The organism is Candidatus Thiopontia autotrophica (genome assembly GCA_014384675.1).
GTDB lineage: Bacteria > Pseudomonadota > Gammaproteobacteria.
In genome coordinates, this window is sequence record JACNFK010000034.1 from 84,995 (window position 1) to 109,726 (window position 24,732).

Annotated in this window: 32 protein-coding genes; 9 read left to right on the forward strand and 23 right to left on the reverse strand. The window is 49.2% G+C overall.

The annotated features are described in order from the left end of the window. The first annotated feature begins 3 nt into the window (after nucleotides 1-3). Nucleotides 4-399 carry an HIT domain-containing protein gene (locus H8D24_06975; protein MBC8520131.1) on the forward strand — a complete coding sequence of 132 codons (396 nt, stop codon included), beginning with the start codon at nucleotides 4-6 and terminating at the stop codon, nucleotides 397-399. 90 nt (nucleotides 400-489) lie between these two features. On the opposite strand, the gene H8D24_06980 is transcribed toward H8D24_06975, so the two are convergent. From H8D24_06980 to sat, 7 genes are all read right to left on the reverse strand, one after another. Then, on the reverse strand, nucleotides 490-648 hold the full coding sequence (locus H8D24_06980; protein ID MBC8520132.1) for a hypothetical protein: 159 nt from the start codon (nucleotides 646-648) through the stop codon (nucleotides 490-492). Between the two features lie 134 nt (nucleotides 649-782). Next, complete coding sequence (locus H8D24_06985) at nucleotides 783-1,292, reverse strand: peptidylprolyl isomerase (GenBank protein MBC8520133.1); 510 nt, start codon at nucleotides 1,290-1,292, stop codon at nucleotides 783-785. 14 nt (nucleotides 1,293-1,306) lie between these two features. Further along, nucleotides 1,307-1,657, reverse strand: coding sequence for a hypothetical protein (locus H8D24_06990; protein ID MBC8520134.1), 351 nt, complete (start codon nucleotides 1,655-1,657; stop codon nucleotides 1,307-1,309). A 129-nt stretch (nucleotides 1,658-1,786) separates the two neighbouring features. Next, nucleotides 1,787-3,691, reverse strand: coding sequence for an adenylyl-sulfate reductase subunit alpha (locus H8D24_06995; protein MBC8520135.1), 1,905 nt, complete (start codon nucleotides 3,689-3,691; stop codon nucleotides 1,787-1,789). Further along, complete coding sequence (aprB, locus tag H8D24_07000) at nucleotides 3,691-4,176, reverse strand: adenylyl-sulfate reductase subunit beta (protein ID MBC8520136.1); 486 nt, start codon at nucleotides 4,174-4,176, stop codon at nucleotides 3,691-3,693. Before aprB ends, H8D24_06995 begins: the two co-directional genes overlap by 1 nt. 34 nt (nucleotides 4,177-4,210) lie before the next feature. Next, a complete protein-coding gene (locus H8D24_07005; protein ID MBC8520137.1) occupies nucleotides 4,211-5,032 on the reverse strand; it encodes an adenylylsulfate reductase in 822 nt (273 codons plus the stop codon). 59 nt (nucleotides 5,033-5,091) lie between these two features. Continuing rightward, nucleotides 5,092-6,309 carry a sulfate adenylyltransferase gene (gene sat / locus H8D24_07010; protein ID MBC8520138.1) on the reverse strand — a complete coding sequence of 406 codons (1,218 nt, stop codon included), beginning with the start codon at nucleotides 6,307-6,309 and terminating at the stop codon, nucleotides 5,092-5,094. A 279-nt stretch (nucleotides 6,310-6,588) separates the two neighbouring features. On the opposite strand from sat, the gene H8D24_07015 reads away from it, so the two are divergent. Beyond that, nucleotides 6,589-7,002 (forward strand): hypothetical protein, encoded by a 414-nt coding sequence (locus H8D24_07015; protein ID MBC8520139.1) that lies wholly within the window; start codon nucleotides 6,589-6,591, stop codon nucleotides 7,000-7,002. Between the two features lie 12 nt (nucleotides 7,003-7,014). Here the strand turns inward: H8D24_07015 and iscU are convergent, their stop codons facing one another. Beyond that, nucleotides 7,015-7,401 (reverse strand): Fe-S cluster assembly scaffold IscU, encoded by a 387-nt coding sequence (iscU, locus tag H8D24_07020; protein ID MBC8520140.1) that lies wholly within the window; start codon nucleotides 7,399-7,401, stop codon nucleotides 7,015-7,017. Nucleotides 7,402-7,839: 438 nt separating this feature from the next. Here iscU and H8D24_07025 point away from each other — a divergent pair, with 438 nt between their 5' ends. Continuing rightward, nucleotides 7,840-8,178 (forward strand): winged helix-turn-helix transcriptional regulator, encoded by a 339-nt coding sequence (locus H8D24_07025; protein ID MBC8520141.1) that lies wholly within the window; start codon nucleotides 7,840-7,842, stop codon nucleotides 8,176-8,178. A gap of 117 nt (nucleotides 8,179-8,295) precedes the next feature. Here H8D24_07025 and H8D24_07030 read toward each other — a convergent pair whose 3' ends face one another. The 5 genes from H8D24_07030 to H8D24_07050 form a co-directional block, all read right to left on the reverse strand. Then, entirely contained in the window at nucleotides 8,296-8,805 is a 510-nt protein-coding gene (locus H8D24_07030; protein MBC8520142.1) for an LPXTG cell wall surface anchor family - like protein, read from the reverse strand. A 172-nt stretch (nucleotides 8,806-8,977) separates the two neighbouring features. Then, nucleotides 8,978-9,292 carry a thiosulfate oxidation carrier complex protein SoxZ gene (gene soxZ / locus H8D24_07035; protein ID MBC8520143.1) on the reverse strand — a complete coding sequence of 105 codons (315 nt, stop codon included), beginning with the start codon at nucleotides 9,290-9,292 and terminating at the stop codon, nucleotides 8,978-8,980. Nucleotides 9,293-9,330: 38 nt separating this feature from the next. Next, nucleotides 9,331-9,771 (reverse strand): thiosulfate oxidation carrier protein SoxY, encoded by a 441-nt coding sequence (locus H8D24_07040; GenBank protein ID MBC8520144.1) that lies wholly within the window; start codon nucleotides 9,769-9,771, stop codon nucleotides 9,331-9,333. A 129-nt stretch (nucleotides 9,772-9,900) separates the two neighbouring features. After that, complete coding sequence (locus H8D24_07045) at nucleotides 9,901-10,386, reverse strand: thioredoxin fold domain-containing protein (GenBank protein MBC8520145.1); 486 nt, start codon at nucleotides 10,384-10,386, stop codon at nucleotides 9,901-9,903. A gap of 57 nt (nucleotides 10,387-10,443) precedes the next feature. Next, nucleotides 10,444-10,749 carry a hypothetical protein gene (locus H8D24_07050; GenBank protein MBC8520146.1) on the reverse strand — a complete coding sequence of 102 codons (306 nt, stop codon included), beginning with the start codon at nucleotides 10,747-10,749 and terminating at the stop codon, nucleotides 10,444-10,446. 96 nt (nucleotides 10,750-10,845) lie between these two features. On the opposite strand from H8D24_07050, the gene H8D24_07055 reads away from it, so the two are divergent. Together H8D24_07055 and H8D24_07060 are read left to right on the forward strand one after the other, a co-directional pair. Then, on the forward strand, nucleotides 10,846-12,402 hold the full coding sequence (locus H8D24_07055; protein MBC8520147.1) for a type IV pili methyl-accepting chemotaxis transducer N-terminal domain-containing protein: 1,557 nt from the start codon (nucleotides 10,846-10,848) through the stop codon (nucleotides 12,400-12,402). Nucleotides 12,403-12,469: 67 nt separating this feature from the next. Further along, on the forward strand, nucleotides 12,470-13,114 hold the full coding sequence (locus H8D24_07060) for a response regulator (protein ID MBC8520148.1): 645 nt from the start codon (nucleotides 12,470-12,472) through the stop codon (nucleotides 13,112-13,114). 122 nt (nucleotides 13,115-13,236) lie between these two features. Here the strand turns inward: H8D24_07060 and H8D24_07065 are convergent, their stop codons facing one another. The 4 genes from H8D24_07065 to H8D24_07080 form a co-directional block, all read right to left on the reverse strand. Then, nucleotides 13,237-14,658, reverse strand: a complete 1,422-nt coding sequence (locus H8D24_07065; protein MBC8520149.1) for a hydroxylamine oxidoreductase — start codon at nucleotides 14,656-14,658, stop codon at nucleotides 13,237-13,239. Nucleotides 14,659-14,879: 221 nt separating this feature from the next. After that, nucleotides 14,880-15,767 (reverse strand): quinol dehydrogenase ferredoxin subunit NapH, encoded by an 888-nt coding sequence (gene napH, locus H8D24_07070; GenBank protein MBC8520150.1) that lies wholly within the window; start codon nucleotides 15,765-15,767, stop codon nucleotides 14,880-14,882. Continuing rightward, nucleotides 15,757-16,347, reverse strand: coding sequence for a ferredoxin-type protein NapF (gene napF, locus H8D24_07075; GenBank protein ID MBC8520151.1), 591 nt, complete (start codon nucleotides 16,345-16,347; stop codon nucleotides 15,757-15,759). Before napF ends, napH begins: the two co-directional genes overlap by 11 nt. A gap of 73 nt (nucleotides 16,348-16,420) precedes the next feature. After that, on the reverse strand, nucleotides 16,421-17,023 hold the full coding sequence (locus H8D24_07080; protein MBC8520152.1) for a radical SAM protein: 603 nt from the start codon (nucleotides 17,021-17,023) through the stop codon (nucleotides 16,421-16,423). Between the two features lie 67 nt (nucleotides 17,024-17,090). Here H8D24_07080 and H8D24_07085 point away from each other — a divergent pair, with 67 nt between their 5' ends. The 3 genes from H8D24_07085 (at nucleotide 17,091) to moaA (ending at nucleotide 19,299) form a co-directional block, all read left to right on the forward strand. After that, nucleotides 17,091-17,648, forward strand: coding sequence for an ankyrin repeat domain-containing protein (locus H8D24_07085; GenBank protein MBC8520153.1), 558 nt, complete (start codon nucleotides 17,091-17,093; stop codon nucleotides 17,646-17,648). 64 nt (nucleotides 17,649-17,712) lie between these two features. Beyond that, nucleotides 17,713-18,306, forward strand: coding sequence for a cytochrome C biogenesis protein (locus tag H8D24_07090; protein ID MBC8520154.1), 594 nt, complete (start codon nucleotides 17,713-17,715; stop codon nucleotides 18,304-18,306). A gap of 3 nt (nucleotides 18,307-18,309) precedes the next feature. Continuing rightward, the gene (gene moaA, locus H8D24_07095; protein MBC8520155.1) at nucleotides 18,310-19,299 is read left to right on the forward strand and encodes a GTP 3',8-cyclase MoaA; all 990 of its coding nucleotides are present in this window, start codon (nucleotides 18,310-18,312) and stop codon (nucleotides 19,297-19,299) included. Between the two features lie 14 nt (nucleotides 19,300-19,313). Here the strand turns inward: moaA and H8D24_07100 are convergent, their stop codons facing one another. The 5 genes from H8D24_07100 to H8D24_07120 form a co-directional block, all read right to left on the reverse strand. Further along, complete coding sequence (locus H8D24_07100; GenBank protein ID MBC8520156.1) at nucleotides 19,314-20,102, reverse strand: sulfite exporter TauE/SafE family protein; 789 nt, start codon at nucleotides 20,100-20,102, stop codon at nucleotides 19,314-19,316. A 425-nt stretch (nucleotides 20,103-20,527) separates the two neighbouring features. Then, nucleotides 20,528-21,730, reverse strand: a complete 1,203-nt coding sequence (locus H8D24_07105) for a type III PLP-dependent enzyme (protein ID MBC8520157.1) — start codon at nucleotides 21,728-21,730, stop codon at nucleotides 20,528-20,530. A 4-nt stretch (nucleotides 21,731-21,734) separates the two neighbouring features. Beyond that, complete coding sequence (gene speE / locus H8D24_07110) at nucleotides 21,735-22,607, reverse strand: polyamine aminopropyltransferase (GenBank protein ID MBC8520158.1); 873 nt, start codon at nucleotides 22,605-22,607, stop codon at nucleotides 21,735-21,737. Continuing rightward, nucleotides 22,604-23,104: an adenosylmethionine decarboxylase gene (gene speD, locus H8D24_07115; GenBank protein ID MBC8520159.1), complete on the reverse strand. Its 501-nt coding sequence runs from the start codon at nucleotides 23,102-23,104 to the stop codon at nucleotides 22,604-22,606. The genes speE and speD overlap by 4 nt, the downstream gene beginning before the upstream one ends. Before the next feature lie 264 nt (nucleotides 23,105-23,368). Further along, nucleotides 23,369-23,614: a DUF418 domain-containing protein gene (locus H8D24_07120; GenBank protein ID MBC8520160.1), complete on the reverse strand. Its 246-nt coding sequence runs from the start codon at nucleotides 23,612-23,614 to the stop codon at nucleotides 23,369-23,371. Between H8D24_07120 and H8D24_07125 the strand changes: the two genes are divergently transcribed. Beyond that, on the forward strand, nucleotides 23,538-23,990 hold the full coding sequence (locus tag H8D24_07125; GenBank protein ID MBC8520161.1) for an IS110 family transposase: 453 nt from the start codon (nucleotides 23,538-23,540) through the stop codon (nucleotides 23,988-23,990). The two genes, H8D24_07120 and H8D24_07125, sit on opposite strands and share 77 nt — an antisense overlap. A 63-nt stretch (nucleotides 23,991-24,053) precedes the next feature. Here the strand turns inward: H8D24_07125 and H8D24_07130 are convergent, their stop codons facing one another. Then, nucleotides 24,054-24,281 carry a hypothetical protein gene (locus H8D24_07130; GenBank protein MBC8520162.1) on the reverse strand — a complete coding sequence of 76 codons (228 nt, stop codon included), beginning with the start codon at nucleotides 24,279-24,281 and terminating at the stop codon, nucleotides 24,054-24,056. Nucleotides 24,282-24,732 lie beyond the last annotated feature (451 nt).

Below are 24,732 nucleotides of genomic sequence, written 5' to 3' on the forward strand. Positions count from 1 at the left end.
AAGATGAGTGATGAAGAGTGCCGTTTTTGCAATGCCAGCCCCACCCGACGTATCTTGATCGAAGGAAAATACGGTTTTGCAGCACTGGATCGCCCCCCCGTCAATGATGGCCATTTTCTGGTTATACCCTACCGCCACTTTCCAGATTACTTTGAGATAGGTGATGAGGAGCGTGAAGATCTATGGTCACTCGTAGCTCAGGGGAAAAAAATAGTTGACGAAAAGTACAATCCAGATGGCTACAATATCGGCATCAATGTAGGCGAGTCTGCTGGCCAATCAGTCCCTCACCTTCATATCCACGTTATTCCACGCTATAAAGGTGATGTAGAAAATCCCAAGGGCGGGGTTCGCGGAGTTGTCCCTAAACGAAAACTATATACCCTTCAACCCGATTAACTAAGTCACTTCGTGACCCAATCAGATCTCAAGACAAAAAAAGCCCAGCTCACTGAGCTGGGCTCTTTTATTTGTACTCTGTAAACGGTGTTACGGAGTTTTTGGAGTCTCGTATGGGACCTCTGTCTGGAATGACTCCCAGATGGTCTCATAACCAACAAAGCCCTGCTCGGTTGGCTCTTTCTGGCGGGTTGTCAGGAAACGGCTATGCCCCGTAGGGACAGTTGGTTTTGTTTTTTCTTCGCTCATAAATCACCTCTTGTCTAAAAAACACAGGATGGCCACCACAAGGGATTGCAGCTTCAAACCATCTTGAATTGTTATAAAAAAAATCCTCTATCATTAAACTGGCACAACTTATAACACCTTAAGGTACCGTTCTGTTACTCGGTCAATTCTACCATATTCTCAATTTCTGGCTCAGGCTCAATCGGGCCACCCAGTTCGATCTCCTCCTCTGTCGCATCACGCACAGTGAGAATCTCGAGCTTAAAGAGAAGATCCCGGCCACAAAGTGGATTATTGCCATCAATGGTCACACTCTTCTCATCAACCCGGGTCACCAGAAAGTTTTTTGTCTCCCCTTTATCATTCTCCATGATAATGGTGGTGCCAACCTCACGGTAATCTTCCGGCACATTCTCCAGATGATCGGTAATCACCAGGGACTCATCACGTTCACCATAGAGCAAGTCACCTTCAATTGGCACCTCAATGACCTCACCACTAGAGCGCCCCTCCAATGCCTCCATAATGGGGCCAGAGAGAATCTCGTTGCGTCCATGAACATAACCGACGGGAAATTCCACAGCAGTCAATTCTGCACCGCTCTTCTGATCCAAAACCTGGTAGGTCAGTTCAACCAGCTTATTTTCCTGAACAGTCTCACTCATAACGTTCTACACCACTAGAAAATGGAGGCGCTAAAGATTTTTACATCATCCTTTTCGTAACCCAGCACCATTCTACCGAGCCACTCTCCATCCTTCTCGGTGCTTCGCACCCGGAACAGAACAGTGACATGTTCGCCACGACGGATCATCCCCAGGTAGTCTGACTCCTCTGAGAGGTTTCTTGCCAGTTGACTCTTGGCAAACTGCTTTCCAACCTCTATCTCATTGAGACCCTGCAAGAGCTCATAAGAGAAGTGGCGGGTAAACATGCCGTACTCACCTTCATTGGAATACTTAATCAAGTCATGCCACATGGGAAGGCCAGCTTCCAGAATCTCCTCGTCACTATTGTCGATAATATTCATTCAAAAATCCTGAATTTCCCACTTTATAATCAAACTATCCTCGAACAGGTCCAATAAAAAAGATCAACAGACGAACATTTACACATTCGAATGTTGATCCTTTATTGAACCGATCCAACAAGGATCAGACTAGCTCTCTCCAGACTTTATATCTGCAAGAGCCTTATCCTCGATATCTCCAACCAGGTGATACAGTGGAGCTTTCTCCATAGTATATGCACCAGTCTTCGGATCACGACGAGATACTGTCAGAACATGCCAGTTCTTGTCATCTACCTTCATGGCATCACCACGGTAGTAGTAACCAGGCCAGCGTGTCTCCTTACGGAACAGGGTGTGCTGCATAACAGACTCAGAGGCAAGCATACGATGCTTCAGCTCCCAGGCACGTAGCAACTCGTGGATATCCTCTGCAGCAATCTTCTCAAGATCCTCTTCCAGGATCTTCATCTTCTTCAGACCAATGTTCAACAGCTTATCATTGGTCATGTAGTTAACAGATGCACCACCAGCGTACTCATCCATCATCTTCTGCAGACGATCAAGACCCTGGCGTGGGTTGATGTAGTTAGGGTTAACTGAACCAGCAACGATATCGTTACGATAAACCTTATAGTGCTCCATTGGCTTATAGATATCTTCCTTGCGGTCACTGATCTGCTTCTCGGAAACTACGATTCCATCAGCCTTGCCATCATCGATGTACTTACAGGCAGCCTTGGCAGCCAGACGACCCTCTGTGAATGAGCCAGAAGAGAATGCATGTGGAGTACCACCAACAGCATCACCAGCACCAAACAGACCTTCAACTGTGGTCATACGGTTGTAGCCCCAGAAGTACTCATCAGGAGATACATCCTCAGGACCAGAACACCATGCACCACAACCGGTAGCATGTGAACCCATAACGTATGGCTCGGAGGTTGTCAGCTCAGGATTCTCATACTTTGGATTGACGTCAGTCGCAGCCCAAAGTACAGCCTGACCAACAGTCATGCCGAGGAAGTTGTGCCAACCGATCTCCTCAAGATGCGGATCCTGGAATGAGTGCATGGTTACCATGTGAATTGGGCCACGTCCTGCATTGATCTCATTGATCAGTGCATGGTTACGCAGACAGGTTGGAATAGGACGATGAGTTGCGTGTGACGCTTCTGGATCCAGATACTCCTTGCCTACCATCTTCTGCAGATCAGGGAACCACTTGGACTCATACTCTTCACCATTACAGTTCTGAGTGTAAGTCTTAAGATGCAGGAAGTATGCACCAACAGGACCATAACCATCCTTGAATCGAGCAAGTACGATACGGTTTTCCATCTGAGTCATCTTGGCACCAGCCTGAATCATCAGACCATAAGCAGAACCAGAAGACCAAGGTGCGTACCATACACGACCAGCACCCTCACCAACAGAACGTGGCTTAAAGATATTGGATGCACCACCAGCACCAACGACTACAGTCTTGGACTTGAATACGTGATAGTTACCAGTACGTACGTTGAAACCAACAGCACCAGCAACACGATTCTCTTTACTCTCATCCATCAGCAGATGGGTAACACAGATACGGTTGAACACCTTGTCGGCAGACTTCTTGGCAGCCTCAGCCACAAGTGGCTTGTAGGACTCACCATGAATCATGATCTGCCAGCGTCCTTCACGCAGATAGGCGCCAGTCTTCGGGTCACGCATGATTGGCATGCCCCACTCCTCAAACTGATGTACTGCAGAGTCAACATGACGTGCCATATCAAAGGCAAGGTCCTCACGAACCATGCCCATCAGGTCGATACGGGCATAACGAACATGATCTTCCGGATTATTCTCACCGAAACGGGTTCCCATATAGCAGTTAATTGCATAGAGACCCTGTGCAACTGCACCAGAACGGTTAATGTTTGCCTTCTCGGCAACAACAATCTTCTTGTCCTGGCCCCAGAAGCGTGCCTCCCATGCTGCACCAGTTCCACCGAGACCTGCACCAGCAACCAGGACATCGATATTATCTTCTACGATAGTTTTATAAGCCATTAGTAGTACACCCCTTCTTTCATTTCCAGACCATTGGACTCGAGGGTGTGTAAACTACCTTCATCGAGACGAATATATTTTGGTTCATTATATAGGCGCTGGTTGTCATCACGCTGCTCCTGACTTGGTGCAGGAACATCAGCCAGCTGAGGAATTGTCTCACGCCATGGCTTGGTCGTAATTGGTGCCAACAGATTCAGATCCATCTCTCCACTACGTGATTTAATGCGCCAGGCGATAACGCCCTTCTCCTCATCACGGTCCACACGTACCGAGTGACCCAGAGGGGCAAAGTCGGCATAACCACGGACATCGATTGCATGGTGAGGACAGGCCTTCACGCATGAGTAGCACTCCCAACACATGTTGGGCTCAATGTTATAGGCACGACGATATTTATCATCGATGTGCATAATGTCGGATGGGCAGATATCAACACAGTGACCGCAACCATCACAACGAGTCATATATACAAAAGTAGGCATAATCTTTCCTTTTTGTCTAGATTAATCTTATAAATCAGTAATGCTTTGGCTCTTCATTCTTGATGCCAAGCCCCATATAGCCAGGGTTCTTACCCATATACTCAGGGATATCAGGGAATCTTGCGTGTAGTTCAGCAGATGCCAGATCAGGTATCTCGGGCAGATTCTCATTAGAACCATCAGCATGAACTGTACGCTTGTTATAAGCTGCAGCAGGCTTGAAGAACATATGAGAGAACTTGGACCAGTAAACCCCACCGAATAGTGAAGCTGTAGAGAGGATCACCAGGATAAACCAGACTCCGGTGCCGCCACCAGTTAAAGACCAGACCAGAGCTGTAGTTGATGTAGCCATCAGTGAGAGGCTGAACATATCTCTTCTAATCTCGATATTTGTCCATGTATTACCCTCGGCAGCAACATCTACCTTGAATACAAACCAGAACCACCAGCTACCTACAAACAGACTGATAGCGCCCAGGTGCCAGAACAGATTCAATGTTGAATCGGCAGCATTATCACCAAAAATCATCATTGCAGTAGCTACATTGAATGAGATAAAACCATACATAGTCAGCAGATGTACAAGTCTGCGAGTCTGGTTACAGAACTCTCCAGAGAGTGCTACATCGGTAACAATGGTCTTGACCAGAATAGAGGCTGCAGGAGCAGTTTTTGTGGCATTCTGCTTCTCTTTTGCAGCTTTCTCGAAGAAGTATTGAGCACTCTTCTTATGCATCATGTCCAGCACAGTCATAACAATAACGAGCGCAACCATCACCATTACATACGTCTGCATTGACGCATATGTGATGCCTGCATCCACTAGTGACTGGATAGGGGTATTACTTAACATAGTATTTTCCTTTTAAAATTCAACAACAAAAATAAACATTAACAACCATCAAAAACAACTTACTGGGCAGAGTGCCCCTTCATCTCAATCTTCACATTCTCATCATCACTAAGAGTTGCGTAGTAGTCCTGAAGCACCTTGGCAACCTCTGGACGGCTGAAGGTAGCAGGTAGAGCCTCACCTTCGGACAACATCTTGCGCACCTTGGTGCCAGACAACAGAATACGATCATCCTTGCCATGAGGACAGGTCTTCATTGATGCCATGCCGTCACAGGCATTACACCAGAAGGTCCAGTCGATCTTCAGTGGCTTGGTCTCCAGAGCATTCTCTGGAATCTCGTCAAAGATGGACTGCGCATCAAATGGGCCATAATAATCACCGACACCAGCGTGATCACGACCAACAATCAGATGAGAACAGCCATAGTTCTGACGGAAAACAGCATGTAGCAGCGCCTCACGAGGACCGGCAAAACGCATATCCAGTGGATAGCCTGCCTGAACCACACTGTTTGGAACAAAATAGTTATCAATAAGAGTCTGAATCGCCTCAGAGCGAACCTCTGCAGGAATATCACCCTTCTTCAGCTTACCGAGTGTAGAGTGAACCAGCACACCATCCAGAGTCTCTACTGCAATCTTTGCAAGATACTCATGGGAACGGTGCATCGGGTTACGGGTCTGGAATGCAGCAATGGTATTCCACCCCTTTGACTCGAACAGGGCACGGGTCTGCTCAGGTGTCATGAACTGATCACCATAAGTCTCGGGGAAACCGCCCAGAGAGAGCACCTTGATTGGACCGGCAAGATTAACCTCACCCTGATCCATCACCATCTGTACACCTGGATGCTCCAGATCAGTAGTCTTGTAAACCGACATGCACTCATGCTCTTTATCGATACCGTACTTCTCGGTAACTGTCATGGTTGCAACAACATCTCCACTCTCACCATCAACCAGCGCAACATCAGAACCCTCATGGGTAGTATCTGCTGTGGCACTATCAGTAGATAGAGTTACCGGAATAGGCCAGAACAGGCCGCTCTCCATAGTGTATGAATCACAAACACCCTTCCAATCGGCATGGTTCATAAAACCATCCAGTGGAGTAAATCCACCGATACCCATCATATAGATATCACCAGCCTCACGCGAGGTAATAGTGATTTTTGGAAGTGTCTCTGCACGCGCCTTCTCATCCTCAAGGGCTGTGCCCTCAAGCAATAGTGATTTCAACTCACCGCCACCATGTGGTCTGACTAGATTTGACATCGTTATCCTTTCCATTTGAATTTTCGACCGTGCAACTCTACTGTTTCCGCTACACCGTTCAAGCAGGTAAATCTTCTTTTGATATAAGCTTCACTTATTGGTTAAAGATAATTTTATGATAGGCTGATATTAGAGCTGAAAAACAGCGCCAAAAAAAACTGCTGTTTTTATTTTAGCTGTTAAATATCATCTAGTTACAATAAGCAACCTGACACATCAACCAACCTCTGCTACACTCCGTTTAACCAACTTTTTTACTCAACTATAGCACCCATATTGATGACAAAATCTTTCCCATGCCCTTTTGCCAAGGCCATTTTGAATGGACATTCCCGCTGTAAATTCAGTGAAACATTCCATATTTCAGAGCGCCACGGAGTACAGTGCACCCAGCCCTCAACCCAACAACTCTGCGCACAACTATCTTCTCAGCTCCACCACCAGAGCCACTTCGCCCTTGGAGTAACCAGAATACCAAAACAGATTACCAGCAATATGGAGTTAAGAATTCAGTGCGGAGGGCTAAATGGTCTGCAACAGTGCACATCCAGGGAGGATGAAACTACAGATATAGCAACACTGATAGAGATGGCAACCGAAATGTTTGGTGCTATAGATAAAATGCCATACCAACAGATAATACAATCAATAAGTCAATGGGCCCCCAAAAGAAGAGGACGCCAACTGCCATGAACCTCCAGGAAGTTACCCCTTATCCTGCTTGGACTGATAATCCTCAACTGCAGCCTTGATTGCATCCTCAGCCAGCACAGAACAGTGCACCTTTACCGGCGGCAGCGCCAACTCCTCGGCAATATCTGAATTCTTGATCTGCTGGGCCTCATCCAGAGTCTTGCCCTTGACCCACTCAGTCACCAGTGAACTGGAGGCAATTGCAGAACCACAGCCATAAGTCTTGAATTTTGCATCCTCTATCACACCATCCTGGTTTACCTGAATCTGCAACTTCATCACATCGCCACAGGCCGGTGCACCCACCATACCGGTACCGACATCATCTGCATCCTTATTCATCACCCCAACATTTCTTGGGTTTTCGTAATGGTCCATCACCTTATCACTGTAAGCCATCTAACTGCTCCTGGAAAACTGCCCAAATAAATACTTGACCTTTTTACTATACTATAGGCCAATCAAGCTTGCATTAAATATCAGTGACGCATTATATTCCAATTAATGGTATCTGATTAGAAGATCGATAAAAAAACGCCAGACATCATCCTGATGTCCGGCGTTACTAACTCCTCCTCTCCCTCCTCGAAGTCCATCTCGAGGGACACTCCTCCAAGTGGGTCGAAGAACTCTACACAGCGTGTAACCCATTGTCAAACAAGATAACGCTCCAATTATGACCAAAATATCTTGCTTACACCGTCACCCCCGCGCAAGCGGGGTGGAGGATCCAGAAAACAGGCAGGAACGGGCACAGAAAATACCCATATCTAGGAATATAAACCGCACTACAGTTGTGACATCATTGCCACTCAATAATTTCATGTAGGAGGAGTTATGGAGGTAACAGCAGGTGAACTGCTTGAGGATCGCACCTCAGCAAAGACCGTATCCAGGGTGATGGCAGCGATGGCACACCCAATCAGAATGAAAATTCTCTGTCTGTTGATTGATAACGAGATGAATGTGAACGAGATACTTGCCGAGGTTGGCAGCTCTCAATCAAACATCTCGCAACATCTTGATGCCCTGAAAGGTGCCAATCTTGTGCAGGTAAGGCGCAGTCAACAACACAGCTACTACTCCCTTACCCATAACGAGACATCCAGAATAATCTTGCTGGTCCGGGATCTATTCTGCCCCGGACACGCCAGGCTATTGCGTAGCAGATCGTAGCTATAACCCTTTATGACTCCTGGTTTACGATAGTTCTCCCTTAACCAGAGAGGGTTTTACAGCGACATGGCCGGCATCCACTCAATGTGTATGCCGGTTTTTTTGTTCAGCGTCAGCTTACCGCATAAACGGCATCATCAGTTTTTCAGGCTTGGTGAACTTATTGATGTCGTAGGCCATACGTCCCATGTTCTGGTCCATTGTTGCCATCGAACCCTGCATATAACCAATATCCCCACTCATATCTACAATACTGTTCGACATCAGAGCGATATTCTCGGACATCCCCTCAATCTTGCCGGACATGGAGTTGATGTTAACGTTGAGCTGATGCATATCCTTGCTCATGTTGCCGATATTTCCGGTCATCGACTGCATACCCTGACGTACCAGAGCAAAATCAGCAGACATCACCGCCTGCCCCTGCTCCATACTCTTTGCCATGGTAGCCATGCGGACACGCATCTCTCGCATATCAGTTGACATACTGTTTACATCGCTCCCCATCTGCAAAACAGCACTCGTCATTCGGTGCATGTTCCACCCCATGCTCGCCATAAACAGTGCCATTCCCGCACCCGCGAAAACCATCACCGTTGTGGCTGTAACCCCTGGTCTCTTATCCACTACCTGCCACACCCTCCTCTGTTCACAACAATAGTTGCCGGTATTCTAGCATTATCTAAATTACAATAATGCAAAACCCATAAAAAAACACCGATACCGTCGAAGAGCGGTATCGGTGCTATCTTCCCACATTTCTCCACCCAAAAAGGAGAGAGAGGAGAGGTCTGATCCCTTACTTTGAGGCCTTGGTACCTGTACCGGTAGCGCCCTTGTTATCGGTCCAGGTTACGGTGATCTTGTCACCCTTCTCACCTGCAACCTTGATACGAAGGTATGGGTTTTTTGAGACTGTAGTGTTGATATCGGCGTTCATGAATGCAACGCCATTCTTCTCTGCAACCACGGTCTGGATAAAGTGTTCAGGAATAACATTTCCTGTCTTCTTGTCCTTTCTAAGTCCAGTCTCCATGGGGTGGGTCAATAGACATTTGACATCAATTACACCCTTCTTTGATTTAGCTCTCAGCTTTACTGCTTTCTTTGCCATTTTCTTATCCTCGTTATATATGTTCTAGGGGTGAATTACTAACCGCATCCACCAGCAGTTACCTTGACCTGGGTCTTATTGCTGATTGTTCCTGATGCAGTCTTGACAACACCATAAACATCACCAGTCTTACCCATCTTGATTCTGGTAGAGACAAATGGAACTGCCCCCTCTCCCAGGTGATAGACGCCAGCAATCGGGCGGCCATTGGCTGCCGCAACAATACTGATACTCTCGATAATACCGTCAACTCCAGTAGCATTAACCTCGACCGGCACCACGGCACCATTCTCGGCAACCTCAGGGGCCTTGATCTTTACAGTATTGCTGGGTGTTCCTGTATCACCAGCATCGCTTGACTCCATTGCAGCCTTTGGCCATGCTGCCAATACTGTGCGAGGTGTCAGAAGCCCTGCACCCAGAGCAGCAGCAACTGCACTGCCTGCCAGGGTTCCCTTCATAAACAATCTTCTTTTCATGGATTTCTCCTCCTTTTTATAAAAAATATCAACCTTATTATTCTGCTGCCATTCATAACCAGACCGTGCAACATGAACGTCAGACTTTAAACAAAATCACCATAATTGTCTACAGATTACTTGAATAAGTCACTCGCTCAATACCTCAATGGCAGCCATGATAGACTCATCAATCTCTCCATTTACAAAATCACGCACCCCAAGCCCTATTATCCGCTGCTGAATCTCCACCCCCTTACGGTCAAGAAACAGCAGGGTCGGGGTCAGCCATACCCCATAACTACTGCCCACGCCTGCCGAGGTCATCTTCTCTCCTGAAAAACCCACTATTTTCTCGGTGTCACCAAGATGAATCTTTCGGATCAGTACCAGGCCGTCATATTCACTGTTTCTAAGTAACGGAACCAGGTGGTCAGACTCCATTACCACACAGTATGGACAGTCATCAGCCGAAAACATAAGGATCATCGGGATACGGCTATCACCTGCCAACCCGCCATCACTCTGTAGATTTGAGCTGAATGGCACAGAGAAGATGTAGGTGTCACGCCCGGGGGTCTCACCAAAGAGAGATGGCGCAACCAACAGAAGAGATAAAAGCAGGGCTCCTTGCATAAAAAAACCCCAACCTCACAACATGAAGCCGGGGCCCTGTTTTCAGCTAACCGGGATCTAGCGTGGTGGGTACGCAGGAGTACTGTCACCCCTGGCATCACCACTACCGTGAAGACGCGCATTCTCGGCAGCATCAGCATCGGCCTCCATGCTGGAAGCGCCCTTGCCAGATGCGTTAATGGACATGCTGAAGTTACCCTCGGCATCACCAGAACCCTTGCCCGCACCACGTGCCTTGCCATCCATTGCACCATCAGCAGAACCTGTACCAGCACCAGACTGGTTATCGTCTCCACTCATAAATGCAAATGCACTAGAGGCAGCAAACGCCATAGCGACGAACCCGACAATTAGTTTTTTCATGACTATCTCCTTTGATTAAAAGCTAATTTTTATTGGCTGAACCTTAGTCAGCCCTGTGACTATAGCAAACAATTGATTAAATTATCAATAGCTAGCTTGAGTGATAACTTTCTCCCCTTCACATCTCCACTGTTACTCGGTACAGTCTCATCCATGCACTCAAAACCCCGCTTCTCACTCCTTAAGCAGACAGGGATAATCATTGGCCTAATCAGTCTACTGGCGGTAATCGGAATCGGCAGCTCAGCATTTATTACCCAGACCATCCAGGGTGCGGCAACCACCATCAACACCTCCGGCGCCCTGCGCATGCTCTCCTACAAGATTGCAACCCAGATGATGCGGGATCAGCGCAAGGACAACCCCACCTCGACCAAAATACGTGGCCTGATCCGTCGTTTTGACTCAAAACTTAACAGCCCATCCCTACAGCAATCGATCCCACAGCCGCGACCTCTTCCAAAAGGGGGCGGATATGAGACCCCACTGCACGCCCTATACAGATCGGTGCGGTGGCAGTGGGATGAGGATATCAAACCACTACTGCTGAGCTATGCGGCACTGCTTGACATAAAACCGAAGCAGGTCACCATCGAGCCAACCAAAGCGAAAATACATGACTCATACCAGCAGACCTATCTCTCCAAAATTGATGAGTTTGTTTTTGATATCAATAACATGGTAAGCCTGATAGAGGAGCAGACCGAGGATAGAATTCAGCTGTTGCGCAACATAGAATTTATATCACTGCCATTACTGCTACTCACCATTCTGGCTGCCCCCATCCTGCTCTACTACAGAATTCTTGTCCCCCTCAAGGATCTACTGCAGATATCTGAACAGGTGCGCAGACGTGACTTCTCCAGACAGTCAAAATACATACGTAACGACGAGCTGGGTGAGCTCGCCAAGGCCTTCAATATGATGAACTCTGACCTCTCCGCCACCTATACCGAGCTGGAGGAGAAGATTACGGAGAAGACCCAGTCACTAATCGATGAATCCAACCGGATCACCCTTATGGAGGAGCGCAACACCATTGCACAGGAGCTCCATGACTCCCTCGCCCAATCCATCTTCTACCTTAATATCCAGATCGGCCGTATAAATGCACTGATCAAACAGGGCGCGTCTCATGACCATCTCAGCCCCATAATTAATGAGCTGCGTGATACCAACGGCCTGATGGACAGACAACTGCGGGAACTGATATCCACCTTCAGAATCAAAACCAACCAGGAGGGAATTGAGGCCTCGGTTGATAAAATTATTGAAAAACAGAGGGGACGGAGCACAACAGAGCTGGAGTTTAACAACCAGATTCCAGAATTCTCTTTCTCCCATAACGAGGAGACATGTCTAATCCAGATTATTCAGGAGGCCGTTGCAAACATCATCAAACATGCTGGTGCAAAACATGGATCCATTCTACTGAAAGAGGACAAAGAGAGCGGTGAGATCATGCTTACAGTCCGTGATGACGGAGTTGGAATCACGGAAAACCCACACAGAACCAACCACTTTGGGCTAAACAACATGGAGGAGCGTGCCCTCAACATCAATGGCAGCCTTACCATCCAGGCTCACCCTCATGGCGGCACCGAGGTTCGACTAAGCTTCACCCCATCCCTGCCACAACAGAGCAAACTGTAACCTGTCAACAAGATGTGACATACTCAGAACCAATACTATAAAAAGAGAACCAACCAAAGAGAAGACCATGAGCGAATCAGACAAAATCTCCCTGTTACTTATAGATGACCACCCCCTTATACGCAAAGGGATTATCCAACTCCTGGAGCTACATGATGGAATCGAACTGGCAGGTGAGGCTGATGGTGGTGCCGAAGGAATAAAGCTTATCAAGGAGCGTCAGCCAGACATGGTACTGCTGGATCTCAACATGAGCAATATGGACGGACTCACCACACTGAAAAAGATCAAAAAACAGTGGCCGGAGATAATGGTTGTCATCCTCACGGTATCCGACAACCCGCAAAACATCATTCAGGCCTTCCGCAACAATGCAGATGGCTATCTGCTGAAAAACACAGATCCGGAGATGATTGTAGAGCACCTTATCCAGGTGATGAACGGAGTAACCATAGTCAGCCCCGAGGTATCGAAGATACTGGCCCAGGCAAAACCTGACAAAAACAACAGGCTCGACATCAACCTTACTCGTCGCGAGAGAGAGGTGCTTACACTAATCGCCGATGGCCTCTCAAATCAGGATGTAGGAGATCGCCTCGGTATCTCGGTCTGGACCGCCAAGGTACATGCAAAGCATATCCTCAAAAAACTTGGCCTCAACACCCGTAACGAGCTGATTGTCTGGGGCATAAAAGAGGGGTTCTCAAGCTAGCCCAAGCTTCCTTAGACGGATTCCCGTACAGTCAAGCCATAACGATTACAGATAAAAAAAACCTCCACCCCGTAAAGGGTGGAGGTTTTTTCCGTTCTAAGAACGAGACTTAAGCGTACTGCTTAGTGCTCTAGTCTCTTAGCACGTTGCGCCTTGAATGCAGCCTGGCGTGCTTTACGCTTAGCGGCATCTTCTGGGCTCATCTTGCCAAGGAACCACTTGTGCTCTGTTGAATTCAGAACAGCATCTAGCTCAGCCTTCAGGTGGTGTGCAGCCTTCTGGTCTGCAGCATCACCGTGCTCACCCTGCTCGATCAGCTCCCTCAGCTCAGGTACCATCTCGGTGTAGAAGTTCTTACCAAGATCGTAAGTACCTTCCCAGTGAGTGATATCTGGACCCTGCATGGAAGCAGCCATACGGGCACGACGTCCCTCATGGTGCCACAGCTCGAACCATACGAAGTCAAGCTTATGAGAGAACTTAGGTCCTTTCATCAGAGGCTTGGCCGCCTTCATCAGACGCTTACCAGGTATGCCATACTTGCGGTTATAGAGATTGATCAACCCTTCATACTGAATATAGAAGTTATCAACCCAACCCTCTTCATGACAGGATAGACATACGGTATACATCTTGTCGCGACGATCTTCCCAGTTCTTCATACGCTTGGATACAGGAGGACGGTTGGTCCAGCTGATACGGTCGCCCACATCGTGAGTAATAGGCTCTTTACGAGTCGCACTCATATGACAAGTGGCACAGGTCGGTGCTACATAGTAGTCCTCACCCACAACCCACTTGGAGCCGTCCATGTTCATCTTCTCGCGGTTAGCACGATAGGCGATACCATGCTTGGACTCGTTGAAGATTTCCATCTGAGGATGGTCTGGACCCATATGACACTTACCGCAGTTCTCAGGCTGACGCGCCTGCGCTGCAGAGAACTGGTGACGTGAGTGACACGCCGCACAGGTACCCTTGGAGCCATCAGGGTTGATTCGGCCAATACCGGTGTTAGGCCATGTGGCCGCATCCAGTGAACCATCTTCAAGAACCTTGACCTGAGAACCATGACACTGCCAGCAACCATTTACTGCCGCTGCAGAGACACCACCAGGGAAGCCTTCAGTGATCATACCGCTATCACCTTCAACCACCTCTGCGAGAAGGTTATCGAGTGACCCCATAATATCACCTGCTGTCGCATGGTGAGATTTAGCCATCTCTCGTGCCTCATTCTCATGACAGTTAGCACAGTCGGCTGGAGAAACGATAATAGAGATATGTTTCTTAACCTTCTTCTCGTCATGGATGAATGCATCAACGTCACTAGAATCTGCCGCGTGACACTCGTAACAACCTACGTTGGCACCGTAGTGCTTACTTGCACCCCACATCTGAACCAGACCTGGGTTATTCTTCTTATGGCACGCTACACACTCTTTGGTCTCATCCGACATAACATTCGGAATCTCACTGACTGCAGCATTCACTGTAGTCACACCAAGCAGGAGCAGGGCACCGGTTAGTACTCTTAGGAACATATAATGTTTCCTCCCATTTTATTGTTGAACATAGATATCTATATACTCGTTCCGGGGGGAGGGTCTTGGTATTACTCTTCGAAGCGACTCCTCCTCTCAACGCGAGTAACGGCGATGGTAACTCTACCGGGGAGGGGTATTCAAGTGTTATATAGAAAAAAATAACAACTAATTTGATGCAGGACAAATCACCAGGTCATTTATTGATTTTAGTCAATTTATCACCTCATGTTGTCGCCGAAACGGCCACCGAAACGGAAAACGTCAGGGCCACAGACATCCACACAGCGTCCACAATTTGTACATTGCGAGTAGTTAACTATATTAGAGGTGCCATCCTCTCCTTTAAGCGGTATACGGAGCACCTGGGGCTCGGGGCACACTGCGAAACAGTCCATACAGTCATTGCATGCCTCACGATCTGCCGCTCTCACCCGTACCAGACTTAACTTTCCAAGCAGACTATAGAATGCGCCCATGGGACAGATATGCCCACACCAGCCGTTGCGACTCCAGAGGAGGTCATAGAGAAATATCCCGCCCACAGCAACCCAGCCAATACCAAACCCGTAGAGTATGCTGCGCTGTAACAGGGTTACAGGGTTGACCAGCTCCCAGAGCAGAGTACCGCTAAGCAGTGACATAACCATAACCATCCCGAGCACCCAGAAGCGAATATTGGGTGAGAGCTCACACCTCTTTTTAAGTCCCAGTTTACGTCTCAACCAGGCTGCCGCATCGGTAACCATATTCATCGGGCAGACCCATGAACAGTAGACCCGACCACCAACTGCCAGATAGAAGAGCACCACAATCAGCGCCCCGACCAGTGCTGTGGTCTCAAAGGCGTGGCCGGCAAACAGCGTCTGCAGGTAGACAAATGGATCTGTCAGGGGGACTGTATCCAGCACCAGACTGGAGACCAGGTTACCCTTGATTATACGAACCGGCTCTCCCCACTCATCCAGGGCGTTCAGAGTTGTTGCTGACCCAACCAGAAACAGGGCAATAATGGAGAGCTGGGAGATTCGTCTCATTACCAGCCACTTGTGAGAACGGATCCACCCCTTCTCCTCAACTGCTGCCTTGCCTATAGAATCACGTGCCATTACGGTTTTCTCCTCTGCTCTCTTCTGTTACAGGTTGCCTGTGGTGTAACGTTAACGCATCAACCGGGCAGGGGGCAATACATGCACCACATCCAGTGCATCTCTCCATATCCATCTCCATCTGTACCTTTCCCCCAATGCGTGGACGGAAACGAAAAACCCGCTGCAGACACTGATCCCCGCAGATCTGGCAGACCACCCCCTTCTGGGCAATACAGGTGTGACTAACCCGAACCTCCAGCCCCCACGGCTCCCCATGATCCTCATCCGAGGCAAACTGTAGCGCCTTCGGCTCACAACAGGTCACACACTCCTCACAGAAGGTGCACTCTCCCCGCTTGAACTCCACAATCGGGAATCTGCTCCCACCCTCGACCAGGATTTTCTCTGGGCAGGCCTCTACACACTTTCCACAGCGGCTACAGATCTCGGTAAACTCAAACTCATCCAGTGCCCAGGGTGGACGGATGGGACGTTTTCTTCCACTCACATCACCACGCAGAAACTGGGTACGACTCACCCCACGGCCACCCTGCCCCTGTTTTTTTTTATCATCTCTGTTTTTTAAAAACTTAAACATTAAAACCGTCCCGTCCCTCACAAGTTATCCTAACCGTACTAAAGAGCCACCTGATTAACCCCAAATCTCGTCACTATCCAACAACATCAAGTGCCCGTGCCCGAAACCCAACCCCACACTCCTGTGCCAGTTGTTGACACGCCTCTATATCAACCCCCTCCAATCCATCTATAGCAGTTGCGGTCACCAATGGAATCTTCCCACTTGCTCTCCGCAGAAAATCCAGCATTGCCTCAAAGGCGCCCCCCAGCTGGGGCTGGCAGTGCCGATTATAGACCTCTCTGTTCTGTCCATTCATTGAGACCGAGAGCTCATCAATAACCCCCACCATCTCCGGTATCACATTGCGTTTATGGACCAGACTGGCCAGCCCATCTGTATTGATTCTGGTCTGCCCACCATGCTGCTTTATCCACCCGGCAACCTCAAGCAGAAGCCTGAGCCGCAGTGTCGGCTCCCCAAAACCGCAGAATACCACCTGACTGTAGCGTGATGGATCACCAATCGCCCCTATCACCTCCTCAACCTCCGGACGGTGGTCGACTGTAAGATCAAACTCGTGAACCTTCATCACCCCCTGGGTCTTGGGACAGAAGTCACAAACCAGGGTGCAACGGTCGGTAATACTGAGATAGAGGCTATCTTTTATCTGGTAGGCAATTGTCTGACTTCTCACTATGCTATTCTCTCACCACTTACCAACTGCAAACAAGATATGAATCCTTGCTAAAGTGATCACAATAATGAAAAAAATTGCCCTGCCATTAATCCTGGCGCAAGGATTAATACTGCTGTTCATGCCTCTATTAAGTCAGGCTAGCCCCACCCTGCTCGATGCTGCCAATCAGGGCGAGATCAGACAGGTCAAAAAACTGCTGCAGGCGGCAGCCCCCCTCTACCCCCTGACTCGCTCTGGAGAGACCCCGCTACACCGGGCCGCATATCATGGGTACAGAGAGATAGTCTCTCTGTTACTGAACGCAGGTAGCGAGGTTGATATCACCTCCAGACCAGGGGAGACTGCACTCCACAAGGCAGCACAGAGCGGCCATCTGGATGTGATTCAGAAACTTCTGGATGCCGGTGCCGATATCAACCGACGCAGTGAATATGGCATTACCCCACTACAGAAGGCGGTCGCCAATGGTCAGATAGATGCAGTAAAACTGCTGTTGGGATGGGGTGCCGACCCCGCACTGCAGGATGATCTTGGAATCACTCCACTACAGTACGCCGAGATGGGGGGCGAGAGTGAAATTGCAGAACTACTGGAATCTTACTTTACCTCTACCCAACGTTAGGTATAGACTCCCCGATCCACATAAAAAGTTATCCAAAGACAATTTCTCAACAAGGAGGAGAATCGTGAAAAAAGTTTATTCAGTTATGGCATCAACTGCCATCGCACTAACCCTGGCACTCTCACAGAGCCAGGCAGCTTCTGCCGACAACAGCATGGTCGATGCCGGACTAGACGAGGCAAAACAGCTCTATAGCAAGGCTCTGCCGATGAATATGGACTCTCTGAAAAGGGCCGAACTGCTTGGGCAGGCTGTAGATATCCTGACCGGGGTTATCGAAAACGATCCAAAATCTCTGGAGGCACACCGCAAACTAATGGGGGTCTACCTGCTACAACAGGATTACTCCAACGGTATCCGTACCCTGCAGAATGCAATCACCCTCGCTCCCGAGGATCCTAAGCTCTTTATCTCCCTGGCATTTATGTATGAACACTCTGGTGCCCTGGAGTATGCAGACGAGATGCTGAATCAGGCGCTTTCTCTGAAACCTGGAGATAAAGTCACAAAAATGGTCAGAGATTATAAGGTTGCCATCAGAAAGAAGATTGAGGCGGCAAAAGATAATAACAATATGGAGCAGCTTCATGGCGGAGAGAACCCCATGGACGCACAACATGGGCAGCTTAAACCTGGAGCAGATACCTCCGCCCACTAAACCATGAAAGCAGAACTCACAGACCCATTTGGCAGAAGAGTCGATTACCTCCGTCTCTCGGTAACCGACCGCTGTGACCTGCGTTGCGTCTACTGTATGCCACAGGGGTTTGATGACTATGAGGCACCCGCTGACTGGCTCACCTTTGACGAGATTGAACGGGTAGTCAGGATATTTGGCGAGCTGGGAGTCAGCCGGATACGGATGACTGGTGGGGAACCCCTGGTTCGCAAGGGCATTGTCGAGCTCAGTAGACGGCTTTCGTCGCTACGCGAAATTGATGATCTCTCCATGAGTACCAACTGTGTAAGCATGGAGAAATTTGCCCAGCCGCTTAAAGATGCCGGTATCAGCCGTATCAATGTCAGCCTTGACAGCCTCAACCCGAAAAAATTCCAGGAGATTACCGGCGGGGGCAAACTGAGCAAAGTAATTGCTGGTCTGTTAGCCTCCAAGGCGGCTGGCTTTACCCCCATCAAGATAAATGCGGTTGCGATGAAAGGGGTAAATGATGATGAGCTCGGTGATATGGTTGAGTTCTGTCTCAAACATGACTTTACCCTCCGTTTTATCGAGACCATGCCTATTGGTGATACCGGATGTCGTGCCAAGGACTCTCACTACCTTGATCTCGAGGTGATCCGCGAGGAGCTGGAACAGCGCTTTGATCTGGTCCCAAGCGTTATGCCGGGAGCGGGGCCAGCCCGTTATTTCAGGATTAAAGATACGGATATGCACTTTGGTTTCATCACCCCGATCTCTCAACATTTCTGCGAGACCTGCAACAGACTGCGCCTCTCTACCGATGGCACTCTCTATATGTGTCTGGGACAGGATGATAAGTATGAGTTACGACCACTGCTACGAGGTGGTGCCAGCGATGATGAGATCAAGGATGCAATCCACGAGGCGCTGACCCTAAAACCGGAACGCCACGAGTTCAACGAGGGCAAGGGGCAGACTGTTCGTTTCATGAATATGACAGGCGGATAGGGACCCTAAACCACCTACGACACAAACATTCTAATCGATAGAAACAGTAGAAAGAGTGCAAACAGCTGCTTTAGCCTCTCTGCCGGCAGTCGATGTGCCAACCTTGCACCAACTGGAGCAGCAAAGGCACTCATAACGATAATCCCAAAAAATGCGGGCCAGTAGATAAAGCCGCTGCTCCATATTGGTAGCCCGTCAACCCCCAACCCAGACCAGATAAATCCGACTCCGCCAGCCACCGCAATAGGCAATCCAACTGCTGCCGAGGTTCCCACGGCCTGATGTATCTTCACCCGATGCCATACCAACCAGGGTACAGTCATGGTTCCGCCACCAATTCCCACCAGCGCCGAAATCGCACCAATTACAACTCCTGCCAGGCCATTCAATATTCTCCCGGGGATCTCTCCATGGACTCTTGGTCCAAGATTGAACCCCATCTGAATCGCCACCAGAAGCTCAAACAGGGCAAAAAATATACGCAGAGAGTCACTGTTAACCTGTTTTGCAAACTGTGCTCCGAACCATCCACCCAGAACTATCCCTGGAACCAATAACCAGAACAGATCCCAGCGCACTGCCCCTCTCCTGTCGTGGGCAGAGACTGAGGAGATAGAGGTGATGACAATGGTTGCCAATGAGGTGCCGATGGCCAGATGCATCAACCATGGAGATGAACCCAGCTGCTGCTGAAAGATCCATAACAGAAACGGCACAATAACCAGGCCACCGCCTACTCCGAGGAGGCCGGCCAAGAGACCTGCAAAAGCACCAACCAGGAGATAGAGAGCTATTGATTCCATCGTCAGAGATTATCAAACTACGGAACGGTTTGGATAGAACTCAGTATGTTGCTCTCCCGAGAGAGCCGTTAAGAAAGCTCTGATTAAGTCACTTCGTGACCCAATCAGATCTCCCTTACAAATTATTCTATGGGGGAAGGGTTATGGTTCAGTATGTTACAACAACACCTGTTGAGCCCTTCCCCCAAACCCCCATTCCATTACGCTTTTTCAGATGGAATGGACACCGCCCTCCCTTAATCGGCATCAAAGTGCCATAGTTGGGTTGTTACACATCAACTAAATAGAGAGGACGGTATCCATGAAAGAGATTAACGTAATAGGTTTGGATTTGGCAAAAGATGTTTTCCAGGTACACGGCATTGATAGTGATGGAGAAGTTGTGACTCGCGTCAAGTGGATAGCCCGTTTGCTGTTAAAAGAGATTAAACCTGAATTCCCCCCCTCTTGTGCGCTAACCCCTCACTCCGCCGACTATTAACCACTACAATCTTAGCACGGGATAACGCATTAAAATCGGTTGCTGAAGCTGCAGTATAGGCCCCCATCTGATGCCCTACCACCAGGTCTCCCAGCTCCATCTTCGGTAGCTCAATCGCCTGCTCTACCACATCGATACTGTCACAGGTAGGGCCCGCCAATACACTTTCACGATGCGGCCCTTCACGGAACACCTCGACCGGATAGTCGGCATGGTCAAACAATTTGCCACTCCAGGAGCCGTAGACCCCATCATCCAGGTAGTACCAGGGGCGGCCATCACGCTCACTCTTGCCCACCACCGAGGTGATGACGGAGACTGCCGGGGCCACCAGATAACGGCCCGGCTCGGCAACCTTGCGTACACGCTGTGGCAACTTGTCGAGTGCCTGACGAATCGGCGCACAGAAATCCTCGATCTCCGGTACAGCATGCCGGTACTCCACCGGGAACCCGCCGCCCATATCGAGCAGGTTGATCTCGTTAAATCCCATTGCCCACGCCCGCTCCATCAGTGCATGGGTGGTCTCAATGGCTGCCACATGGCTATCGGGCTGCCCCGATTGAGAGCCAACATGGAAAGAGAAACCCTTGATGCGAATCCCCTTGCGGCGCGCCAACTGCAACAACTCCACTGCCTCCTCCGGGGAGCAACCAAATTTGCTGGAGAGGTCGACCACCGCACTCTTACCCTGGAAACGTATACGGATCAGCAGACCGACCCGGTTGTGGTAGCGCCGGAACTTCCTCAGCTCCTCTCTGTTGTCGACCACAAAGGTGGTAGTGCCGTAGCGTAGCGCAGCACGGATCTCACTATCCTTCTTGATGGGGTGGGTATGGATGGTGGCACGAGGAGATAGTCCACTCTGGCGCGCCAGTGCCACCTCACCACTGCTGGCGATATCGAGACCAACCCCTTCGGAGACCAGTGCAGCGATCACCTCAGCGCGAGGCAGCGCCTTGATCGCATAGAACAACTCTACTCCAGGCAGTGCAGCGGATAGCTGACGAACCTGTCGACGCAGTTGGGCCTCATCCACCACAAACAGTGGAGAACCATACCGGGTAACCAGCTGACGATACTGCGCCTCCTGCTCTGAAGCGGGCAGACTGCTCCAAGGATAGAGCGGTACGATATTATCGTTCATCAAATCACTCCTCATCCAGTGCCTCAGCAATCGCTTTCTGCAGATACTGCGGCAGAGCAAACGCAGCCTGATGGATCGCAGGATTGTAGTAGCGGGTCTCGATCCCCGCCTGTTCAAAGCGGGTCTGCAGTGTAGTCAGATCCACACTGCGCAGTGCCGTGTTATCGGTGGCCCAGGCAAAGGTCATGATCCCCCCCACATAGGTCGGCACTGCCGCACTGTAGAAAGTGCTGTCGGCAAATAGTGATCGCAGACGACGTGCCGTATCCTGCACCTCATCCAGCTGCATGAAGGCGACCCCGTTCTGGGTCACCAGAATACCGCCTGGGGCCAGACGTGCCTTACAGGCACTGTAGAAGTCCTGGGTAAAGAGGCTCTCTCCCGGTCCAATCGGATCGGTGGAGTCGGAGATGATCACATCAAACTGCCGATCACTGTTGCTGGCGTAGTTCATCCCATCATCGATCACCAGCTCAAAGCGTGGGTCATCAAAAGCCCCGGCGGAGTGGTTCGGCAGGTGCTCAATACTCATCTCAACCACAGCACGGTCAATCTCCACCTGGGTAATCTGCTCAATGCTCTGATGACGACACACCTCCCGCAATATCCCCCCATCACCACCACCGATGATCAGTACTCGTTTGGCATTGCCGTGTGCCAGCAGCGGCACATGGGCCAGCATCTCATGGTAGATGAACTCATCCGCCTCGGTGGTCTGCACCACCCCATCGAGCACCATCACCCGTCCGAAACGGGGGTTGTGGAAAATCTTCAACTGCTGCTGGCCAGTGCCGTGCTCAAAATAGACCTCACCCACCTCAAAGCCTTGCCAGTAGCTGTCGTAGAGGGTCTCTTCAAAGGTGTGTTGATTGCTCATTGGCCGCAAGCCCCGCGCAGATGCTCATGGATATTGATATGGGTCGGGTTGAAGGTGCGTTTGAACACCTCGATCGACAACTCCGGGCGGGCGTCTCCACACATAAAGACATCGAAGGCTGCATACCCCTTCTCTGGCCAGGTATGGACGCTGATATGGGACTCTGCCAGAACGGCCACTCCGGAGATCCCACCACTGGGGGTGAAGTGATGGAGATGGATATGGAGCAGTGTGGCTCCACATAGATCAACCGCCTCTCGCAAGGTCTGCTCCATCAGGTTCAAATCATCCAGATTCGAGGCCTTCCACAGATCCAGAATCAGGTGAGTGCCGGCAAAGGTGATGCCGTTGCGGGTAATAAAATGGTCGAGCAGATGCTCAGTCTCACCCTGCTGATTGTGGGTGGGCCAGATGGCGGAATTGATCTCCTCTCCGGTTGCAGGGAAAAGATCGGTGCTTTTAAGGTCATACTGACCAATAGAAACGGCTGTCTCCATTGTGCAAGCTCCTCCAAAACAAAGTGCAAATTGTTACTGATGCGAAGCACTTCACAGAGAGGGCAACGCACGGCCTAGAAAAACATAAAACCTTCTATCAAGTCGAAAGGGGGCGCGATTTTCAGTCCAAAATGGATTCTTGTCAACACTTTTTTACAGCCATTTTCCGGAAACTCAAAACCGACGATAGACAGTCTATTGTCTAGTGACAGAGTCTAAACAAGATCCACTTTTGAACCGATTCACAACATAGCAACCAAATTTTCATGGATACGCACTCGACAGTCGTATCCGTTGAAACTCAATCCTGACCAAGGATCGCCATGCCCACTCTAGGGAGCCATAGAGAAAATATCGTAGCCAAAGGGTGCTGATTACCATCTGCATCAAACCAAACAGAAGCGCAATCAACAGCAGCTCATAACGCTGAAAGCTGCCATGGCAACTGCTACAGACGCTTCCCGGAGTAGACCGCTGGTCAGCAACGGCTATATTGATCGAGATCGGCACCGACATGTCCCAGTTTGGGAATATTCAGCAGTTCGCTTCATGGGCAGGCCTCTGTCCCGGTAATAACGAAAGTGCCGGAAAAAGAAAAAGCGGAAAAACGCGCAAAGGGAATCGATCCCTTCGACACTCTTTATGTGAGGTGGCCAATGCCGCCAGTAGAACCACGAGTCAGTTCAAAGTCAAATATCAAGGACTTGTCATACGCAGAGGCCATAAACGGACCATTATCTCGCTGGATGAAGAAGTTATGGGAATTTGGCTATTTGCCTCAACTGGCTCAGCCTCAGACAACGTAAACTGCATCAAACTGCGGCAGGGTAAAGTCCGCCTTCAGATTAATCTGAGGGCAGGGATACCTATGTTTTTGTGGGGGTAATTATTTTCACAGTAAAGATTTAGGGAACCTCTGAATTGTCCCCAAGTAACCTGCCCCGCTCTCTCAATTCCCGGCACCGCGCATACTGCGGAAAGCCAACTTTTCAAAATGGTCGGCAATCTTGCGTACGCAGACCACACACCCCTCCTTCCCCATCAGCAGCTCTGAAAACCTCTTTTTGATGCGATTGCCATATTTGTCAGAGATCTCTACCTGCTGTTCATCAGGCAAAATCTGCGCATCCAGCCTGAACTCTCTGAGTATCTCTCCAAGCTCGGTAAATCTATTCATATCATATCTTGCTGCTACCATTTCTTAACCCTCCTCAACTACGCTTTTACATTACAGAGACCAAAAAACCCCCATAACGAGTTATCTCCACTGACTAAAAGTATCAGACAAACAAAAACTGTCAACTATCTTAAATCTTAAATGATATTGTTGAATAGGCTGACAGCTACGTAACAGCTACACTTAGATAAATTATTAATAGAGTATGGTGGAGTACAAATGCAGGGACAGCTATGGTTGAACCAATTGATGTAGATCAATTAACAAACCATGATACTTGTTGACGTAGCTATTGTTTTTTGAGATAAACACCTTTCACATGTTTTTATGTGGATATAACCAACTATAGTAGTAGGTTATATCTAGGAAAAACCGTACCTGGGGAGGGGACGGTGAACAAACTCTCCCTAAAGATACGGTTCTATAATTTAGAATTAAAACGTAAATAGTG

What these genes read in the sequence shown, in the direction of transcription:
- H8D24_06975 (MBC8520131.1), top strand. Translation starts at nt 4, where the DNA reads ATGAGTGATGAAGAGTGCCGTTTTTGCAATGCCAGCCCCACCCGACGT.
- H8D24_06980 (MBC8520132.1), bottom strand. Translation starts at nt 648, where the DNA reads ATGAGCGAAGAAAAAACAAAACCAACTGTCCCTACGGGGCATAGCCGT.
- H8D24_06985 (MBC8520133.1), bottom strand. Translation starts at nt 1,292, where the DNA reads ATGAGTGAGACTGTTCAGGAAAATAAGCTGGTTGAACTGACCTACCAG.
- H8D24_06990 (MBC8520134.1), bottom strand. Translation starts at nt 1,657, where the DNA reads ATGAATATTATCGACAATAGTGACGAGGAGATTCTGGAAGCTGGCCTT.
- H8D24_06995 (MBC8520135.1), bottom strand. Translation starts at nt 3,691, where the DNA reads ATGGCTTATAAAACTATCGTAGAAGATAATATCGATGTCCTGGTTGCT.
- aprB (MBC8520136.1), bottom strand. Translation starts at nt 4,176, where the DNA reads ATGCCTACTTTTGTATATATGACTCGTTGTGATGGTTGCGGTCACTGT.
- H8D24_07005 (MBC8520137.1), bottom strand. Translation starts at nt 5,032, where the DNA reads ATGTTAAGTAATACCCCTATCCAGTCACTAGTGGATGCAGGCATCACA.
- sat (MBC8520138.1), bottom strand. Translation starts at nt 6,309, where the DNA reads ATGTCAAATCTAGTCAGACCACATGGTGGCGGTGAGTTGAAATCACTA.
- H8D24_07015 (MBC8520139.1), top strand. Translation starts at nt 6,589, where the DNA reads ATGACAAAATCTTTCCCATGCCCTTTTGCCAAGGCCATTTTGAATGGA.
- iscU (MBC8520140.1), bottom strand. Translation starts at nt 7,401, where the DNA reads ATGGCTTACAGTGATAAGGTGATGGACCATTACGAAAACCCAAGAAAT.
- H8D24_07025 (MBC8520141.1), top strand. Translation starts at nt 7,840, where the DNA reads ATGGAGGTAACAGCAGGTGAACTGCTTGAGGATCGCACCTCAGCAAAG.
- soxZ (MBC8520143.1), bottom strand. Translation starts at nt 9,292, where the DNA reads ATGGCAAAGAAAGCAGTAAAGCTGAGAGCTAAATCAAAGAAGGGTGTA.
- H8D24_07040 (MBC8520144.1), bottom strand. Translation starts at nt 9,771, where the DNA reads ATGAAAAGAAGATTGTTTATGAAGGGAACCCTGGCAGGCAGTGCAGTT.
- H8D24_07045 (MBC8520145.1), bottom strand. Translation starts at nt 10,386, where the DNA reads ATGCAAGGAGCCCTGCTTTTATCTCTTCTGTTGGTTGCGCCATCTCTC.
- H8D24_07050 (MBC8520146.1), bottom strand. Translation starts at nt 10,749, where the DNA reads ATGAAAAAACTAATTGTCGGGTTCGTCGCTATGGCGTTTGCTGCCTCT.
- H8D24_07060 (MBC8520148.1), top strand. Translation starts at nt 12,470, where the DNA reads ATGAGCGAATCAGACAAAATCTCCCTGTTACTTATAGATGACCACCCC.
- H8D24_07065 (MBC8520149.1), bottom strand. Translation starts at nt 14,658, where the DNA reads ATGTTCCTAAGAGTACTAACCGGTGCCCTGCTCCTGCTTGGTGTGACT.
- napH (MBC8520150.1), bottom strand. Translation starts at nt 15,767, where the DNA reads ATGGCACGTGATTCTATAGGCAAGGCAGCAGTTGAGGAGAAGGGGTGG.
- napF (MBC8520151.1), bottom strand. Translation starts at nt 16,347, where the DNA reads ATGTTTAAGTTTTTAAAAAACAGAGATGATAAAAAAAAACAGGGGCAG.
- H8D24_07085 (MBC8520153.1), top strand. Translation starts at nt 17,091, where the DNA reads ATGAAAAAAATTGCCCTGCCATTAATCCTGGCGCAAGGATTAATACTG.
- moaA (MBC8520155.1), top strand. Translation starts at nt 18,310, where the DNA reads ATGAAAGCAGAACTCACAGACCCATTTGGCAGAAGAGTCGATTACCTC.
- H8D24_07100 (MBC8520156.1), bottom strand. Translation starts at nt 20,102, where the DNA reads ATGGAATCAATAGCTCTCTATCTCCTGGTTGGTGCTTTTGCAGGTCTC.
- H8D24_07105 (MBC8520157.1), bottom strand. Translation starts at nt 21,730, where the DNA reads ATGAACGATAATATCGTACCGCTCTATCCTTGGAGCAGTCTGCCCGCT.
- speE (MBC8520158.1), bottom strand. Translation starts at nt 22,607, where the DNA reads ATGAGCAATCAACACACCTTTGAAGAGACCCTCTACGACAGCTACTGG.
- speD (MBC8520159.1), bottom strand. Translation starts at nt 23,104, where the DNA reads ATGGAGACAGCCGTTTCTATTGGTCAGTATGACCTTAAAAGCACCGAT.
- H8D24_07130 (MBC8520162.1), bottom strand. Translation starts at nt 24,281, where the DNA reads ATGAATAGATTTACCGAGCTTGGAGAGATACTCAGAGAGTTCAGGCTG.